This window comes from Opitutus sp. sgz309028, from assembly GCF_059821195.1.
Map to the genome: position 1 here is coordinate 690,350 of NZ_JCAMRR010000003.1, position 15,080 is coordinate 705,429.

A 15,080-nucleotide genomic window follows, 5' to 3' on the forward strand; every position below is an offset into this window, starting at 1 on the left:
CAGAACGGCCCTCTTAAAATCTTGGGAACAATCCAGAAATATACCCATCAGACCGAGGAAGAACGTATGTCTTCCAAAGCGCAGGAAGTTGCCCTCGATCGCATGCTCGTGGACCGCTTCAAGAACGGCGATCACGCCGCTTTTGACGAGATGGTGTCGCGCTATTGGGACCGCATCTACGCGATGGTCAACCAGCTCCTCCGCAACTCGGAGGACGCCGAGGAAGTCACGCAGGATGCCTTCATCCGCGCCCATCGCGGCCTGTCCAACTTCCGTGGAGACTCCGCCTTTTCCACCTGGCTGTATCAGATCGCCACGAACCTCGCCCGCAACCGCTACTGGTATTGGTGGCGGCGCAAGCGCGACCAGTCCGTCTCGATCGACGCGCCCGTGAGCGCGGAGAACGCCACGACTCTGGCTGAAATCATCCCGGCGGAAGTGGAGACGCCGGACGACATCGCCGTGACGCAGGAATTCGTGTCGCGGATCGGTCGGGGAATGGAGAAGCTCAGCGCCAAACACCGCGAGATTCTGATTCTCCGAAACGTGAAGAACCTCTCCTACGAAGAGATCGCCGACATCCTGAATATCTCCGTGGGAACCGTTAAGAGCCGGATCGCGCGCGCCCGCGAGAGCCTGCGCAGCCGGCTGGGAGAAGATTTCAAATGAAAGACTCAAAATTCATCGAGCTGCTGAACCTCTACGTTGATCACCAGATCAGCGCCGAAGATGCCGCGCGGCTCGAGGCTGAGATCCAGCGCACGCCCGAGCGCCGCCGTATTTACCGGCAATATTGTCAGATGCAGAAAGCCTGTTCCGTGCTCGCGGAGAACTTCCGCACCCAGGTGCCGCCCGCGGGCAAGGTGGTCGAGTTTCCCCGTCAGGTGCGTTCGCGTCTTCGCTTCGCAACCTACGGCATGGGCATGCTGGCCGCCGCGGCCTGCGTGGCGCTCGTGCTGGTGGAACGCACGCGCCTCAACGAACGCGTGGCGCTGCAGCAGGTCTCCGCCGCACCCGCTGTCGCCGCCGTCGTCGCAGCTCCCCCGGCTCAGGCCGCACCGGCGCCCGCGCGCCCCGCGCTCCAGCCGGCGTTCGCCGGTCTGATCGGCGAGGAGGCAAAGGCGGACGCCGCGTTTGCCGCCGACATCAAACTCGACTGGATGAATCGCGTGAACCTCCAGCGCCTCCCGGCGCAGGAATTCTGGTTCGACAGCCACCCGACCGTGCCGACCGATTTCATCTTCCGGTCGCCCCGTCCCGCCGAGCCGCAGACGACCCTGGCGGCGTTCCGCTTCCAACGCTGAGGGCGCCCGGCGCCCGCTGGAAAAATACTTCTCGCGCCGACCGATTCCGGTCGGCGCTTTTTTTTATCCCTGTGCGAGGGCGCGCTTCACCAGTGCCTCGGTGCTCGCGCGAGGTCCAAGCGCGAGCGCGGATTTCCGCACCGCCTGATCGGCGTCCGCCGCCTTGAAACCCAGCGCCACCAGCGCCGCCACCGCATCGCGATGCGTGCTATCGGCCGCGGGCGCCGCCGCTTCGCCGGGCACAGCCGGCAATTCCGTATTCTCGCTGGCGCCGAGCTTCGAGCGCAATTCCACCACCAGGCGTTCCGCGGTCTTGCGGCCGATGCCGGGGCATTTCGAGAGGGTCGCCACATCGCCGGTGCGTATCGCGCTTTGCAATACGGGCAACGACAGCCGGCTCATGATGCCCAGCGCCATCTTCGGACCGACGCCGGTGACGTGCTCGATCATCAACCGGAAAAAATCGCGTTCCGCCACCGTCGCGAAGCCGTAAAGCGTTTGCGCGTCCTCGCGATAAATCACCAGCGTGTGCAGCTTCACCACCGCGCCCGCCTCGGGGAGGCGCTCGGCCGTGGTGACGGGGATGTTCACTTCGTAGCCGAAGCCATTCAGTTCGATGATGGCGTGGAGCGGCGTGGCCGACGTGAGCGTGCCCTGGATCGAGGTGATCATCGGACGATGCGTTTACTTCAAGCCGAGCACATCCTGCATGTCATACACGCCGGCGGGACGACTGACCACCCACTGCGCGGCGCGCAGCGCACCGCGCGCGAAAATACCGCGATCGCTCGCCTTGTGCGTCAGCTCGATGCGCTCGCCGAGCGCGGCGAACATCACCGTGTGGTCGCCGACGACATCGCCGCCGCGCAGCGCGTGGATGCCGACCTCCGTCGGCGTGCGTTCGCCGGTGATGCCCTGCCGGCCGTGGCGCAGCGCGTCGGCAGTGAGCTTGCGTTCCTCCAGAATGATTTCGAGCAGACGCGAGGCGGTGCCGCTGGGAGCGTCTTTCTTGAAACGATGATGCATCTCGATCACTTCCGCGTCGTAATCGGAGCCGAGCACGCTCGCGGCGCGACGCGTGAGCGCGAACAGCAGATTCACGCCCACCGAGTAGTTGCCGGACCAAACGCAGGGAACGCCCGCCGCGGCCGCGAGCAGCTTCGCTTTCTGCTCCGCGGAGTGGCCCGTCGTTCCTATCACCACGGCTTTTTTCTGCGTCGCGACCGCCTGCAACACGGCCTCGGTCGCGTGATGCGAACTGAAGTCGACCACGACGTCGGCGTCGCGAATGCCCGCGGCAAGGTCGTCGCCCACATCCAGCGTGGCGACGACGGACAGGTTCATTTCGCGAGCGGCGTCGATGAGAGCGCGGCCCATGCGCCCCTTGGCGCCGTTGATCGCAATGCGAGTAGACATCGGAAAAATCAGCGGCCGATCGCGGCGAGCGCCTGCGTGAGAACCTGCAGATTCGCCGGCGTCATGTCGGAGAGCGGAGGCCGGACCTCGGCCGAGCCGATCACGCCCGCGCGCGCGAGCGCGACTTTGACCGGCACGGGATTGGGCTCGATGAAGAGGGCCTTGAAAACCGGATACAGCTTGCGGTGCAGCTTCGTGGCTTTGGCGAACTCGTCGGCGAGCGCGTGGCGCACGAGTTGGCCGACCTCGCGCACGAGGAGATTCGACGCGACGCTGATCACGCCTTCGGCGCCGACGGCCATGAAGGGCAGAGTGAGGGAGTCGTCGCCGCTCAACACCGTGAGATCGGATCCGAGCGCCTGTTTCAACTGGTCCACGCGATCGACGCTGCCGCCCGCTTCCTTGATCCAGCGGACGTGCTTGTAGCGGCTGACGAGACGCTCGACGACCGGGACGGAGATCTCGATGCCGCAGCGACCGGGAATCGAATAAAGAATGATCGGCCGGTCGGTGGCGTCGGCGACCGCGCAATAATGACGGAAGAGTCCTTCCTGGCTCGGCTTGTTGTAATACGGCGCGACGACCAGCATCGCGTCGGCGCCGGCGGCCTGCGCGAGTCGCGTGAGCTCGACTGCTTCGTGCGTCGAATTGGAGCCGGTGCCGGCGATCACCGGCACGCGTCCGCGTGCGGCGGCGACCGTGGCGCGGATGACTTCCATGTGCTCCTCGTGGCTCAGCGTCGGCGACTCGCCGGTGGTGCCGACCGGCACGACGCCGTTGATCCCGCCTTTGATCTGGTAAGCCACCAGTTTGGCGAGGTCGTCATAGGCGACTGCGCCGTCCCGAAAGGGAGTGACAAGGGCCGTGATCGTGCCGGTGAGCGGACGGAGTTTCATGTGAGTTGGCAAAGGAGCCTTGCTGAACAAAGCAGGGCGAATTACGGAATCCGCAACGATTTTTTCCCATGCCAGCCCTCACACCCCACACCGAAATCATCAACGACCTGCTGAAGCTTGCGGTGGACAGCGGAGTGAGCGACGTGATCATCAAGTCCAACAAGCCCGGCTACGTGCGGCTCTCCGGCAGGTTGAAGCCGGTCGAAATGGATCCGATCACTAGCCCCGAGGCGCAGGCGTGGGTGGACGAACACGTGCCGCGGATCTTCAAACAGAAGTGGGACGACGTCGGCCAGATCGACTTCGCGTATGCGGTCGAGGGCATCGGCCGGTTTCGCGTCAACGCCTTTCATCAACGCGGACTCGTCAGCATCGTCCTGCGTCATATCAAGAGCACCGTCCCGAATTTCGATCAACTCGGGCTCGGCCAGACCGCGGAAGCGTTGATCAAGCTCGTGCAGGCGAAGGACGGCATTCTGCTCGTGTGCGGCGCGACGGGCTCCGGCAAGAGCTCCACGATGGCGGCCATGTTGAACTGGGTGAACCAGAACATGGACAAGCACATCGTCACGATCGAAGACCCGATCGAATACACGTTTCTCGACGACAAATCGCTCTTCCAGCAACGCGAGATCGGGCTCGACGTGCCCAACTTCGAATTGGCGATCAAGGCGGTGCTGCGCCAGAATCCCGACATCATCCTGATCGGCGAAATGCGCGATCGCGAAACCTTCGAGACCGCGATCTCGGCGGCCGAGACGGGCCACCTCGTGTTCTCCACGATGCACGCGGCGACGGTCGCGCAGTCGCTTACGCGCTTGTTCGAGTTTTTCCCGCCCGAGGAACAGATCCAGGCTCGGCGCGCGATCGCGGGTTCGTTGCGCGGATTCATCTGCCAGAAACTGATCCCCGCGATGGAAGGCGGTGGACGCGTGCCGACGAACGAACTCCTGTTCGCCGATGCCGTCGTCAAAAACCTGATACTTGAAGGTCAGTTCGAGAAGATCCAGGGCATCCTCGACGGCGGCAGCGATTCGAACAGCTTCTCCTTCAACAAGGACCTGTATCGCCTGATCAAGGCCGGCAAAATCAGCAAGGCCGACGGGCTGCGTTTCTCGCCGAATCCGCAGGCCCTCGACATGAATCTGAAGGGCATCTTCATCAAATCGTGAGCGCGGGGTGGGCGGGGGTTGGCGGACGTATTGCCGGCGCGGGCGTGTTGCTCGCGGCGGCGGCGAGTTTCGCCGCGGACTCCGCGCCTTCGGCCACGCCGCTCGAAAACGCGAAGCGCGACTACGCCGAGATCAAAAAGCCCGGCGTTCGCACCGAAGCGGCTCTCGGGATCTCGAAGGACAATCTGCCGCCGATTTCGGTCGGTGTGCCGGACGCGCTCTCGCTGCAGCCGCCGCGTGCGCCGACGCGGCGCGAGGCCGAAAAGCTCAAAGCTCAGCGCGAGAAGTCGGCCAACTGGTTGCTCGAGGCGATGCGCCAACCTGCATCGAGCAAAGCACGTTTGAAAACAGACCGTGACTCGCCTCCAGCGCTCGGCGCGACCGACGCGGCGGACGAGGAAATTGCGGCGCGGTTGCAGAGCGAGTTGCTCGATGGAGGGCGTGTGACTGCCCGCGAGAATCCAGCCGCGCGCAGTGCGAACCCGGAGAACGAAGAAAAATCCGCGCCGGCGAATCCGTTGGATGCATTCATGGCGTCATGGATGACGCCGCGCGATTTCGAGCTGCTGGCGTCGGCTGCGAAGACGTCATCTCTGGCCGCACCGAATGCGCCGCGGGCGGTGAGCGGATTCGCGACCACACCTGCGGCGGACGCCCCCGGATTTTTCGCCAAGGTATATTCTCCCGCGCCCGGGTTCGCGTCCGAGATGCAACGCGAGCCGTTGCCTAATCCTTATCTCGCACCGCTGGAGTCGTCGCTCGCGGGCTTCGCTCCGCCACCGGTTTCCGCGCCGGCGAAACCGCCGCCGGCACCACCTTCGCTCGCCGTTCCGGGACCGGCGCCGACCGCTCGCGGCGAAGGGCCGGCGCCGCCGCAAACCCCGTCGCCGGGCGAGTGGTTGCGCGGATCCGAAGACGCAAAGTATTTCAAGCAGCTGAAGCGTTTTTAGGGCTTGGATTCGGACGTGGCGACCGATTGTCTCGCACGTTTCAATCATGGCTTTGGCACTTTTATTTGCAGGACAGGGCGCCCAAAAGGTGGGGATGGGCAAGTCGCTCTACGAGCAGTCCGCGGCTGCGCGGGCCGTTTACGACGAGGCAAATGCGGCGCTCGGTTTCGATCTGAAGAAGCTCAGTTTCGAGGGCCCGGAAGCCGAGCTTACCCAGACGAAAATCTGCCAGCCGGCGCTCTTCACGCACGGCATGGCGCTGCTCGCGACCTTGCGTGAGCAGGGAAAGCTGCCGGAGGTGAAGTTCGCGCTCGGGCTCAGCCTCGGTGAAGTTACGGCTTACACGGCGGCGGGCGTGTTCGATTTTGCCACGGGCCTGCGTGTCGTCGCGGAACGTGGGCGCCTGATGCAACAGGCCTGCGAGCGCACGACCGGCGGCATGGCCGCGGTGATCGGCGAGGAACGCGAGAAAGTCGCGGAGCTTTGCCGGGACTTCGATGTCGAAGCCGCCAACTTCAATGCTCCCGGGCAGATCATCATTTCCGGCGAGAAGTCGAAGATCGACGCCGCTGTGGCGGGCGCGAAGGAGCGCGGGATGAAGAAGGTCATGGCGCTCAATGTCGCCGGCGCGTATCACAGCCGGTTGATGGAGCCGGCACGCGCGGAGTTCGCGCGCTACCTCGATTCGGTGCCGTTCGCGATGCCACGTTTCACCGTGTTTACCAACACCACCGGCCGCGCCGTCAGCGAGCCCGCCGAAATCAAGGCCGCGCTCGTGAAGCAGGTCGTTTCGTCCGTCTTGTGGGAAGACTGCATGCGCAGCGCGGTGGCCGCGGGCGCGACGGAATTTTGGGAGCTGGGGCCCGGCGGCGTGCTCGCCGGACTCGCGCGCCGCACCGACAAGACCTGGACCGTGAAAAGCTTTGCCGAGTTCAGCGACGCAAGCGCCTGAGATGTCTCACGTAAACACACGCAATTTCTGCATCATCGCCCACGTCGACCACGGCAAGACGACCCTGTCTGACCGCCTGCTCGAATATACCAACACCGTCGAGCAGCGGGTCATGACCGACCAGCATCTCGACGCGATGGACCTCGAGAAGGAGCGAGGCATCACGATCAAGTCGCACCCGGTGACGATGACCTACCGCGCGAAGGATGGCGTGAGCTACAAGCTCAACCTCATGGACACGCCGGGCCACGTGGATTTCTCCTACGAAGTCTCGCGCAGTCTTGCCGCCTGCGAGGGCGCGGTGCTCCTGATCGACGCCGCGCAGGGCGTCGAGGCGCAGACCGTGGCCAACGCGCACCTCGCGTTCGGCCAGCACCTGAAGGTCATCCCGGTCATCAACAAGATCGACCTGCCGAGCGCGAATCTCGAACTCTGCCTGAAGCAGCTCGAGGACATCCTCACGATTCCCGCCGAGGAAGCCATCCTCGCGAGCGGCAAGGCCGGTATCGGAATTCAGGATATCCTCGAAGCCGTGGTGCAACGCGTGCCGGCGCCGCGCTGGGCGGATTATCCGCAGACGCGCGCCCTCGTGTTCGATTCGCTCTACGATTCGTATCGCGGCGTCATCGCCTACGTGCGCGTGTTCTCCGGCGCGATCAAGGCCGGCGACATGATGATGCTCATGAGCAACGGCGCGAAATCCGAGGTGAAGGAGGTCGGCGTCTTCGTTCCGAAGATGGAGAAGATGGCGTCGCTCGGCACGGGCGATGTCGGCTACGTCGTCTCGAGCATCAAGGACACGTCGGAAATCAAGACCGGCGACACCATCACGCTTTCGCAGCGGCCGGCGACCGACATGCTGCCGGGCTACAAGGAAGTGCGGCCGATGGTGTTTTGCGGCCTGTATCCGGTCGAATCTTCGGACTACGAAAAGCTCAAGGCCGCGATGGGCCGGCTGCGGCTCAACGACGCCGCCTTCGTTTACTCGTCGGAGAGCTCGGTGGCGCTCGGCTTCGGGTTCCGCTGCGGCTTCCTCGGGCTGCTGCACATGGAGATCATCCAGGAGCGCATCCGCCGCGAGCACGACGTCGACATCATCTCGACGTATCCAAGTGTCGTATACCACGTCGTGAAACACGGCGGCGAGCTCATCGAGGTCGACAATCCGGTGAACCTGCCTGATCCGGGCACGATCCTCGAGATCCGCGAGCCCACGATCAAAGCCGCGATCCACATCCCGAACGACGCGATGGGCGACATCCTGTCGCTGGTCATGGAAAAACGCGGCGTGGTCGATCACACGGACACCCTCGACGCCAACCGCGTGATGCTGACCTGCAGTCTCCCGCTCAACGAAATCCTCGTCGATTTCAACGACCGGCTGAAGAGCATCACGCACGGCTACGGCTCGATGGACTACGAACTCGGCGAGTATCGCGCTGCGGATCTCGTCAAGATGGAGATCCTGATCAACGGCGACCCGGTCGACGCGTTTGCGAGCATCGTGCATCGCGACAAGGCCGAGGGCCGGGGCCGCGAACTCTGCGAGAAGCTGGCGGAGATCATCCCGCCGCAGATGTTCAAGGTCGCGATCCAGGCCGCGATCGGCGGCAAGATCATCGCCCGCGACAACGTGAAGGAGATGCGCAAGGACGTCACCGCGAAGTGCTACGGCGGCGACATCAGCCGCAAGCGCAAGCTGCTCGACAAGCAGAAAGAGGGCAAAAAGAAGATGAAGCAGTTCGGTCGGGTCTCGATTCCATCGGATGCGTTCATCAAGGTGCTGAAAACCAACTAACGTCCCCGCCATGTTCGGATTCTTTGCGTCGCAGGAGAAGAAGATGCGCCACAATGCGGCGAACTGGATCGAACTGGCGGAGAAAGTGTGGAATTTCCGGCGCGACCGGCTGAACGAGAAGGAATCGGCGGATCTGCTCGGCCGCACCGAGGACCTCCGCAAGCAGCTGAAGGCGCGGGCGGACGCGGCGCGGTTGAAACTCGGGATCGAAGCGCTCGAAGGCGTGCTGCGGCGCACCGGCGGCGCGATGTATCCCAAGACTTCGCTGGTGGAGAACGTCGAGTTCTTCCTCGTGGCCGCGATCGTGATTCTCGGCATTCGCACATATTTCGTGCAGCCGTTCAAGATTCCGACGAATTCGATGTGGCCGACGTATCACGGGATGACGCCGGAGGTGTTTCAGACTCCGGCCGCGGAACCCTCGACCGCCGTCGAGGCCGTGCGCATGGCGGCGTTCGGTGCGTGGCCGCACCGGCTGGACGCGCCGGCGGACGGGGAGATCCTGATTCCGGTCGGCGGCGAGTCCCGCGGGATCGTGCATTACCGCGTTGTGCCGGGACGCACCTGGCTGGTGCTGCCGACTCAGCTTCGTGAATACACGCTGCTGGTCGGGGATCGTCCGGTGACGACGCGCGTGCCGCTCGACTTCGATTTCGACTGGGCGATCTACGACGCGTTCTTTGCCGAAGGCCGGGGCGCGTATTCGGGATCGAAACTGCTCGCCGCGATGGAGGAACGGATCCGGTCGGGGCAGGTGGTGGAGCGGATCGTCAACGGCGAACGACTGCATTGCATCCGCACGGGCAAACGCGTCGCCCGCGGCGAGCGGGTTTTGTCGTTCGACGAACTGACGGGCGACCAGTTGTTCGTCGATCGCATGAGCTACCATTTCGTCCGGCCGAAGGTCGGCAGCGGAATCGTGTTTCGCACGGGCAACATCCCGGAAATCGCGCGGCAGTATGGCGACCAGTATTACATCAAGCGGCTGGCGGGCGTGCCGGGCGACGATCTGGAAATCAAAGGCCCGGCGTTGATCCGGAACGGACAGCCGATTGCCGGCTCGTCGGCCTTTGCCGCCAACGCCGAACGCGCCGGCAAATACACGGGCTATGTCGCATCGGGTTTGCTGGCGCCCGGTCACACCGTGCACGTGCCGGAGAAGAACTACTTTGCGCTCGGCGACAATTCGTCGAACAGCCAGGACGGTCGCTACTGGGGCTTGGTGCCGGCCAAGGATGCGATCGGCCGGCCGCTGATGGTGTACTTTCCGTTTACGTCGCGCTGGGGGCCGGCGCGGTAGTCGGCGGAGCGCTTTCCGGGTGCCGGCGCAACCAGCCTCGCCGCATCTGCGGAGCTGGGCGACGCAGGTCCCTACCGCAGTAGATTCAGCGCGAGGGTGGTGATGAGCGCGTTGGCGAAATCCACCAGGAACGCGCCCACGATCGGCACGATCAGAAAGGCGCGGGGCGCCGGGCCGAAACGCTGCACCATCACGCGCATGCTGGCCATGGCGTTGGACATGGCGCCAAGCGCGAATCCGATCATCCCCGCGCTGATGGTCGCCGCCTCGTAGTCGCGTCCCATCAGCCGAAACACGACCGAACGCGCCAGCCACACGGTGAGCAGGATTTCGGCCGCGAGGATCACGAGGAGCGGACCGGCCGAGCGGGCGAGCTCCGCGAGTTGCAGGTCCATCATGGCCACCGTCAGCAGCCACATCAGCGCTACCGACCCGATCCCATCGGCGCATTCGCCGCTGAGCCAGCTGCCGCGCAGGAGATCGTGGGCATTGCGAAGGAAGGCGGCGACGATCATTGCGCCCATGTAGACCGGAAACGTGATTCCGGTTTGCTGGATCCACACACTCAAAAAAGCGCCGAATTTCATGCAGGCGCCCAAGACGAGCAGATGTAGCAACGTCTGTCGCGGTTGACGGCTCAGCTGGCGAACTTCCGCGACGAAACCGGCCTCCGCCTGGACGGTGCCGGTCTGCCGCAGGGCGGCGGCGGCCGGCGCATGGTGATCGAGACGGCGAATCAGGGAGCTTCCGAGCAACCCAGCGAGGAGCCCGCCGGTGATCACGCCCGCGGCCGCGGCCGCCACGCCGATCGCCGCGGCGCCCGCGAGGCCGGCTTTCTCGAACTCCGGCGCAAATCCCGCCGCGGTGCCGAAACCACCGACGAGGGAAACGTTGCCCGCCATGACGCCGAGCAACGGATTTTCGCCCAGAGCGGCGGCAGTCAACGCGCCAAGAACGGCTTGAATCGCCGCGATCGAAATGGACAAAAACAGCAGCAGGAGCAGGGGTTTCCCTCCGCGTCGGGCGACTGACCAGCTGGCGTTGATTCCGATGCAGGTGAAAAAAAGAATCAGCAGCGGGCGCTCGACATCCATGGGGGCCGCTGGGCGCAGGTCCCACTGCGGCAGGATGGACCAGAGCCAGGCGGAGGCCGCGGTATCGCCACGAAGAACCGCGAGGCCCGGCTCCATCTGGCCGATGGCGAGAAGCAGGACTGCGACCAGCAATCCGCCGATGATCGCGGGCGGAATGTTCGAGCGGGACAACAGCGTGAGACGCCGCACGAGGCATTCGCCGACTAGCAGCACGCCCAAGCCGAGAAGCAGGAGCGGAAAGGGCCCGATCTCCAACGTGGAGAAGGCAAGGCAGAAGGGCATGGGGGAATACAGGTGGAAACGTGGTGGAATCGAAAACTTTCAGGCGTAGCTAACGCGCATTAGTTTTCTTCGTGGCGGATTCTTCTTGGGTCGCGGAAGAACGAAGAAAACAAAAATTCTCGCGTTGACATAAAATTCCAATGCGCATTGGTGTCAGCGCGCCAGTTGCTTCGTCGCGGAGTTTTACCAGGGGTGGCGCTCTTCCTGCGTCACCCAGATTCTTTCCCAATCCGAGCCTGTCCCCTTGCTTGATCCATTTTCCGGATACTCGCCGGCTCGTTCGCACCTTTCTTGTTCAACCCTGCCAGATAACACCATGACAGACCACCGCACACCTACCACCGTCCTCGGTCGTCCGCGCACGAGACCGGTGATTTCGACCCTCCTCGCAGGCGCTGCCGCCTGCTTTCTCAGCGTTCCGAACAGTTGGTCACAATCGAACGAGTCCTCCGAGCGAGATCGCGAACTGGTCGTGCTGTCGCCGTTTGAGGTGAGGGGCGATCTCGATACCGGCTACCTCGCGAGCACGGCGCAATCAGGCACCCGCCTGCGCACCGATCTGAAGGACATCGCTTCGTCGATCTCGGTCATCACGAAGGATTTCATGAGCGATATCGGCGCGAAGGATCTGGAAGGCCTCCTCGTCTACACGCTCGGCACCGAGGTCAACGGCGTGGGCGGCAATTTTTCCGATGCCGGTACCGTCGACAATCCCAATGGCGCGGAGACGGACTATGACGCGGCGTTCGCCTCGGCGACACCGAGCACGCGCGTCCGCGGCCTGACCTCGGCGGATCTCTCCCGTGACTTTTTCGTCAGCCGGCTGCCGGTCGACGCTTATAATATTGAGCGGATGGAAATCAGCCGCGGCCCGAACGCGATGCTCTTCGGTCTGGGCAGCCCGTCCGGCATCATCAATGCGTCGCTGATTTCCGCCCGGGCCGATCGCAACCGCACCGAGCTCGAGCTGCGCACGGACCAATATGGCTCGTTCCGTTCAGTCCTGGATCACAACCAGATGCTCATTCGCGACAAGCTGGCCTTGCGAGTGGCCGGAGTTTACGAGGACCAGGCCTACAAGGTCGAAGAGGCTTGGCGTCGCAACAAGCGCATCTTTCTGACCAGCTCCTATCGTCCCTTCGCGGACACCACGATCAAGGCGAGCGTCGAATTCGGCGATATCGATTCCAATATGCCCGAGGTCCGTCCGCCTGGCGATGCCTACACGCAGTGGTGGGCGATGGGCCGGCCGGCGTGGAACCCGAGCACCAACACCGGCGTGCTGCTCGGCACGCCCGCGGCCGGCTGGCCTACGACGGTGTTTACGGCGGCAGGCGCGGCTGCGAACACGGGCGGTCCGGCCTACGACGGCTCCAACACCTCGAACTCCGGCAATCTCTTCGGCGGCCAGATCGGAGCCATGGGCAACGGTTCGCGCCAGATGGTGATTGTGTACAACGATCCCAACAGCGCGCTTCCTTCCCTCGGGCTCCCCGGCTCCAATGTGGTCGGTTTCCGCAACGGCAACTATAACGGCAACAAGCCGAATGCGACGGGCACCTCGTACAGCCAGACCCAGACCCGGGGCGTGCGCGATTGGAACTATATCTACAACCGCGTTCTCCACTATAATGACATCACCCAGGGGTTCTGGAAGGGGCAGCAGATCTCCGATCCGGCGATTTTCAATTTCTACGAACACATGCTGCACGGTCAGAACAAGCACGAGTGGGCCGACCTCGAGGCTTATGACGTCACGCTCGAACAGCGACTCTTCAACGGCAGGGGCGGCGCTGAGTTCTCCTTTCACCGCGAATTGCTCGACAACGGCAACGTGATGCAGCTCGACAGCGTGATCAGCGGTTACACCCTGCGCATCGACATGAATTCGCACCTCGGCAACGGCCAGGTGAACCCGAATTTTGGCCGTCCGTTTGTCACCGGCTATAGCAAGGCGACGCTCCAGCGCTACGAACAGGAGGGCATGCGCGGCACGCTCTATTACGATCTCGACCTCCAAAACATCGGCAAGCGCGCCAACTGGCTCGGCAAACTGCTGGGTCGTCACCGGCTGACCGGCACCTGGACGTCGCTGGACAATTCCGCGTTCGAGAGCAGGAACAACTTCGCGCTCGCGTCGGGCCTTGATTACAACGCGACCGAATGGGGCACGGTGAACAACCTGAGCTCGAGCCGTCGCGGCCTCCCGGTAATGCGTTTTCTCGGCCCGGACCTCAGCGCGTCCGCCAGCCCGGTGACCGGCGCGATCTCGGTGCCCGTCACCCAGGATACCGGCAGTCTCGGCACGGCCCGCATCCTTTATTATGCTCAGCCCACCGCCGCCACCAGTCCCACCCCGGGCACGTGGTCGGAGCAGTCGTTCAGCATCTTGGCCGCAGGTGAAAAGGATGTGGACGAGGTGATCAGCCGGGCCGTTCGCAGGCGGGAGAAAATCGACTCGCTCGTCGGCGTGGCGCAAAGCTACTGGTGGGACGGCACGCTCGTCAGCACGCTGGGCTGGCGCCGGGACAAGGTCCGGACCTACGATGCCGGTTCGGTCGAAAACGACCCGCAGACCGGCCGCGCCGTCCTCGATGGCTTCGAGCCCGTGCCCATGGGCCAGCAGACCGAAACCAGCTTCAACTATGGTTTGGTGCTGCATTCTCCCGACTTCATCCGCCGCCACCTGCCGCTCGGCACGTCGCTCAGCTTGATCTATAATCAAGCGGACAACTTCCGCCCGGCCGGCCAGCGCTATGATATCTATGACAATCTCCTGCCCGCCGAAACGGGCGAGAGCAAGGAGTACGGCGTCCTGGTTTCCACGCTGAATAACAAACTCGTATTCAAGTTTATGAAATACGAGACGACCTCCGGCCTGTCGTCGTCCCTGTTCTCCCTGAACACGGCCATCAACAATCTCGCCAAGGGCATCGCCGAGATGCGGGAGCAGATCATCCGGGGCGGCAATTGGTGGAACAACCCGAATCCCGATGACCTGGCCAATTATCCTGGCAACGCCGCGGGCATCGAGGCGTTCAATGCCTGGTATAACGGACCGGTGGGCATGGCGCTGCGCAATACGTTCCGCATGGAGGAAGTCGGCTCGGGTATGGGAGCCGAGGTTAACTATGATGATCGTGACGGCGCCGTGGTTGCCACCGCGGATGTCGTCTCGAAGGGCGAGGAGTATGAGGTTGTTCTGAATCCCACGCCGCAATGGCGCATCGCGCTCAACGCGAACCGTGCCCAGGCCGTGCGCACCAACATCGCGCGCGATTTCCAGGACCTCATGGTCAACTCCGTCATGCCGCTCGTCAACGGCTCCGCCGGCAGGTTGAGCCCCAACCCGAACGGCTTTTCGGAATTCGAGACCGTATTCCTGAAGGAGCGGATGACCCTGCAGGTCTATAATCAGATGCTGCCCAAGACTGCGGCCGAGGGTCTGCCGGCCAACGAACTGCGCGAATGGCGCTTCAACGCCATCACCAACTACACCTTTGCCCAGGGCTTCCTGAAGGGGTGGAACATCGGTGGCGGCGTGCGCTGGCAGGACGAGGTCGCCATCGGTTTCCCTGTTGTCCACGTCAACGGTGACACCTCGCTGGACCGCATTTCCGACGTGCGCAATCCCTACTACGGCCCGAAGCAAACCGACTTCGATCTCTGGGTCGGCTACTCGCGCAAGTTCAAGAAATTCAACTTCAAGGCGCAGCTGAACGTGAAGAACGTCGGCGTCGGCGAAGAGTTGATTCCGGTCGAGGCGCAGCCCGACGGCTCGATCGCCGCCTGGCGTATCCGCGAGCCGCAATACATCTCGCTGCGCACGACCTTCTCGTTCTAACGCTTCGGTTTTGTTGTTCAGGTAAAAACTGACCGCCGGCGGCGTCGCGAAGTCCTTCGCGCCTGCGCCGGC

12 protein-coding genes are annotated in these 15,080 nt (G+C 63.5%); 8 read left to right on the forward strand and 4 right to left on the reverse strand.

All coding sequences use genetic code 11. The features are described from left to right. Positions 1–66 precede the first annotated feature (66 nt). The gene (locus AC6RV7_RS14560; RefSeq protein ID WP_500094740.1) at positions 67–669 is read left to right on the forward strand and encodes an RNA polymerase sigma factor; all 603 of its coding nucleotides are present in this window, start codon (positions 67–69) and stop codon (positions 667–669) included. Continuing rightward, entirely contained in the window at positions 666–1,304 is a 639-nt protein-coding gene (locus AC6RV7_RS14565) for an anti-sigma factor family protein (protein WP_500094741.1), read from the forward strand. Before AC6RV7_RS14560 ends, AC6RV7_RS14565 begins: the two co-directional genes overlap by 4 nt. Positions 1,305–1,367: 63 nt before the next feature. On the opposite strand, the gene ruvA is transcribed toward AC6RV7_RS14565, so the two are convergent. The 3 genes from ruvA to dapA are packed head-to-tail and all read right to left on the reverse strand — an operon-like array spanning position 1,368 to position 3,616. Beyond that, positions 1,368–1,976, reverse strand: a complete 609-nt coding sequence (gene ruvA, locus AC6RV7_RS14570; protein WP_500094742.1) for a Holliday junction branch migration protein RuvA — start codon at positions 1,974–1,976, stop codon at positions 1,368–1,370. Between the two features lie 12 nt (positions 1,977–1,988). Beyond that, complete coding sequence (dapB, locus tag AC6RV7_RS14575) at positions 1,989–2,720, reverse strand: 4-hydroxy-tetrahydrodipicolinate reductase (RefSeq protein WP_500094743.1); 732 nt, start codon at positions 2,718–2,720, stop codon at positions 1,989–1,991. 8 nt (positions 2,721–2,728) lie between these two features. Further along, on the reverse strand, positions 2,729–3,616 hold the full coding sequence (gene dapA / locus AC6RV7_RS14580) for a 4-hydroxy-tetrahydrodipicolinate synthase (protein WP_500094744.1): 888 nt from the start codon (positions 3,614–3,616) through the stop codon (positions 2,729–2,731). A gap of 68 nt (positions 3,617–3,684) precedes the next feature. Between dapA and AC6RV7_RS14585 the strand changes: the two genes are divergently transcribed. Genes AC6RV7_RS14585 through lepB form a run of 5 tightly spaced genes read left to right on the forward strand, consistent with a single transcriptional unit; the run spans position 3,685 to position 9,788 of the window. Further along, on the forward strand, positions 3,685–4,788 hold the full coding sequence (locus AC6RV7_RS14585; protein WP_500094745.1) for a type IV pilus twitching motility protein PilT: 1,104 nt from the start codon (positions 3,685–3,687) through the stop codon (positions 4,786–4,788). Beyond that, on the forward strand, positions 4,785–5,738 hold the full coding sequence (locus tag AC6RV7_RS14590) for a hypothetical protein (RefSeq protein ID WP_500094746.1): 954 nt from the start codon (positions 4,785–4,787) through the stop codon (positions 5,736–5,738). The genes AC6RV7_RS14585 and AC6RV7_RS14590 overlap by 4 nt, the downstream gene beginning before the upstream one ends. Before the next feature lie 46 nt (positions 5,739–5,784). Further along, a complete protein-coding gene (gene fabD / locus AC6RV7_RS14595) occupies positions 5,785–6,690 on the forward strand; it encodes an ACP S-malonyltransferase (RefSeq protein WP_500094747.1) in 906 nt (301 codons plus the stop codon). A 1-nt stretch (position 6,691) separates the two neighbouring features. Then, positions 6,692–8,488 (forward strand): translation elongation factor 4, encoded by a 1,797-nt coding sequence (gene lepA / locus AC6RV7_RS14600; protein WP_500094748.1) that lies wholly within the window; start codon positions 6,692–6,694, stop codon positions 8,486–8,488. A 10-nt stretch (positions 8,489–8,498) separates the two neighbouring features. Beyond that, positions 8,499–9,788, forward strand: coding sequence for a signal peptidase I (gene lepB, locus AC6RV7_RS14605; protein ID WP_500094749.1), 1,290 nt, complete (start codon positions 8,499–8,501; stop codon positions 9,786–9,788). 71 nt (positions 9,789–9,859) lie between these two features. Here the strand turns inward: lepB and AC6RV7_RS14610 are convergent, their stop codons facing one another. Continuing rightward, entirely contained in the window at positions 9,860–11,164 is a 1,305-nt protein-coding gene (locus AC6RV7_RS14610; RefSeq protein WP_500094750.1) for a sodium/glutamate symporter, read from the reverse strand. 472 nt (positions 11,165–11,636) lie between these two features. Between AC6RV7_RS14610 and AC6RV7_RS14615 the strand changes: the two genes are divergently transcribed. Then, a complete protein-coding gene (locus AC6RV7_RS14615) occupies positions 11,637–15,008 on the forward strand; it encodes a TonB-dependent receptor plug domain-containing protein (RefSeq protein ID WP_500094751.1) in 3,372 nt (1,123 codons plus the stop codon). The last annotated feature ends 72 nt before the right edge of the window (positions 15,009–15,080 follow it).

What these genes read in the sequence shown, in the direction of transcription:
- AC6RV7_RS14560 (WP_500094740.1), top strand. Translation starts at nt 67, where the DNA reads ATGTCTTCCAAAGCGCAGGAAGTTGCCCTCGATCGCATGCTCGTGGAC.
- AC6RV7_RS14565 (WP_500094741.1), top strand. Translation starts at nt 666, where the DNA reads ATGAAAGACTCAAAATTCATCGAGCTGCTGAACCTCTACGTTGATCAC.
- ruvA (WP_500094742.1), bottom strand. Translation starts at nt 1,976, where the DNA reads ATGATCACCTCGATCCAGGGCACGCTCACGTCGGCCACGCCGCTCCAC.
- dapB (WP_500094743.1), bottom strand. Translation starts at nt 2,720, where the DNA reads ATGTCTACTCGCATTGCGATCAACGGCGCCAAGGGGCGCATGGGCCGC.
- dapA (WP_500094744.1), bottom strand. Translation starts at nt 3,616, where the DNA reads ATGAAACTCCGTCCGCTCACCGGCACGATCACGGCCCTTGTCACTCCC.
- AC6RV7_RS14585 (WP_500094745.1), top strand. Translation starts at nt 3,685, where the DNA reads ATGCCAGCCCTCACACCCCACACCGAAATCATCAACGACCTGCTGAAG.
- fabD (WP_500094747.1), top strand. Translation starts at nt 5,785, where the DNA reads ATGGCTTTGGCACTTTTATTTGCAGGACAGGGCGCCCAAAAGGTGGGG.
- lepA (WP_500094748.1), top strand. Translation starts at nt 6,692, where the DNA reads ATGTCTCACGTAAACACACGCAATTTCTGCATCATCGCCCACGTCGAC.
- lepB (WP_500094749.1), top strand. Translation starts at nt 8,499, where the DNA reads ATGTTCGGATTCTTTGCGTCGCAGGAGAAGAAGATGCGCCACAATGCG.
- AC6RV7_RS14610 (WP_500094750.1), bottom strand. Translation starts at nt 11,164, where the DNA reads ATGCCCTTCTGCCTTGCCTTCTCCACGTTGGAGATCGGGCCCTTTCCG.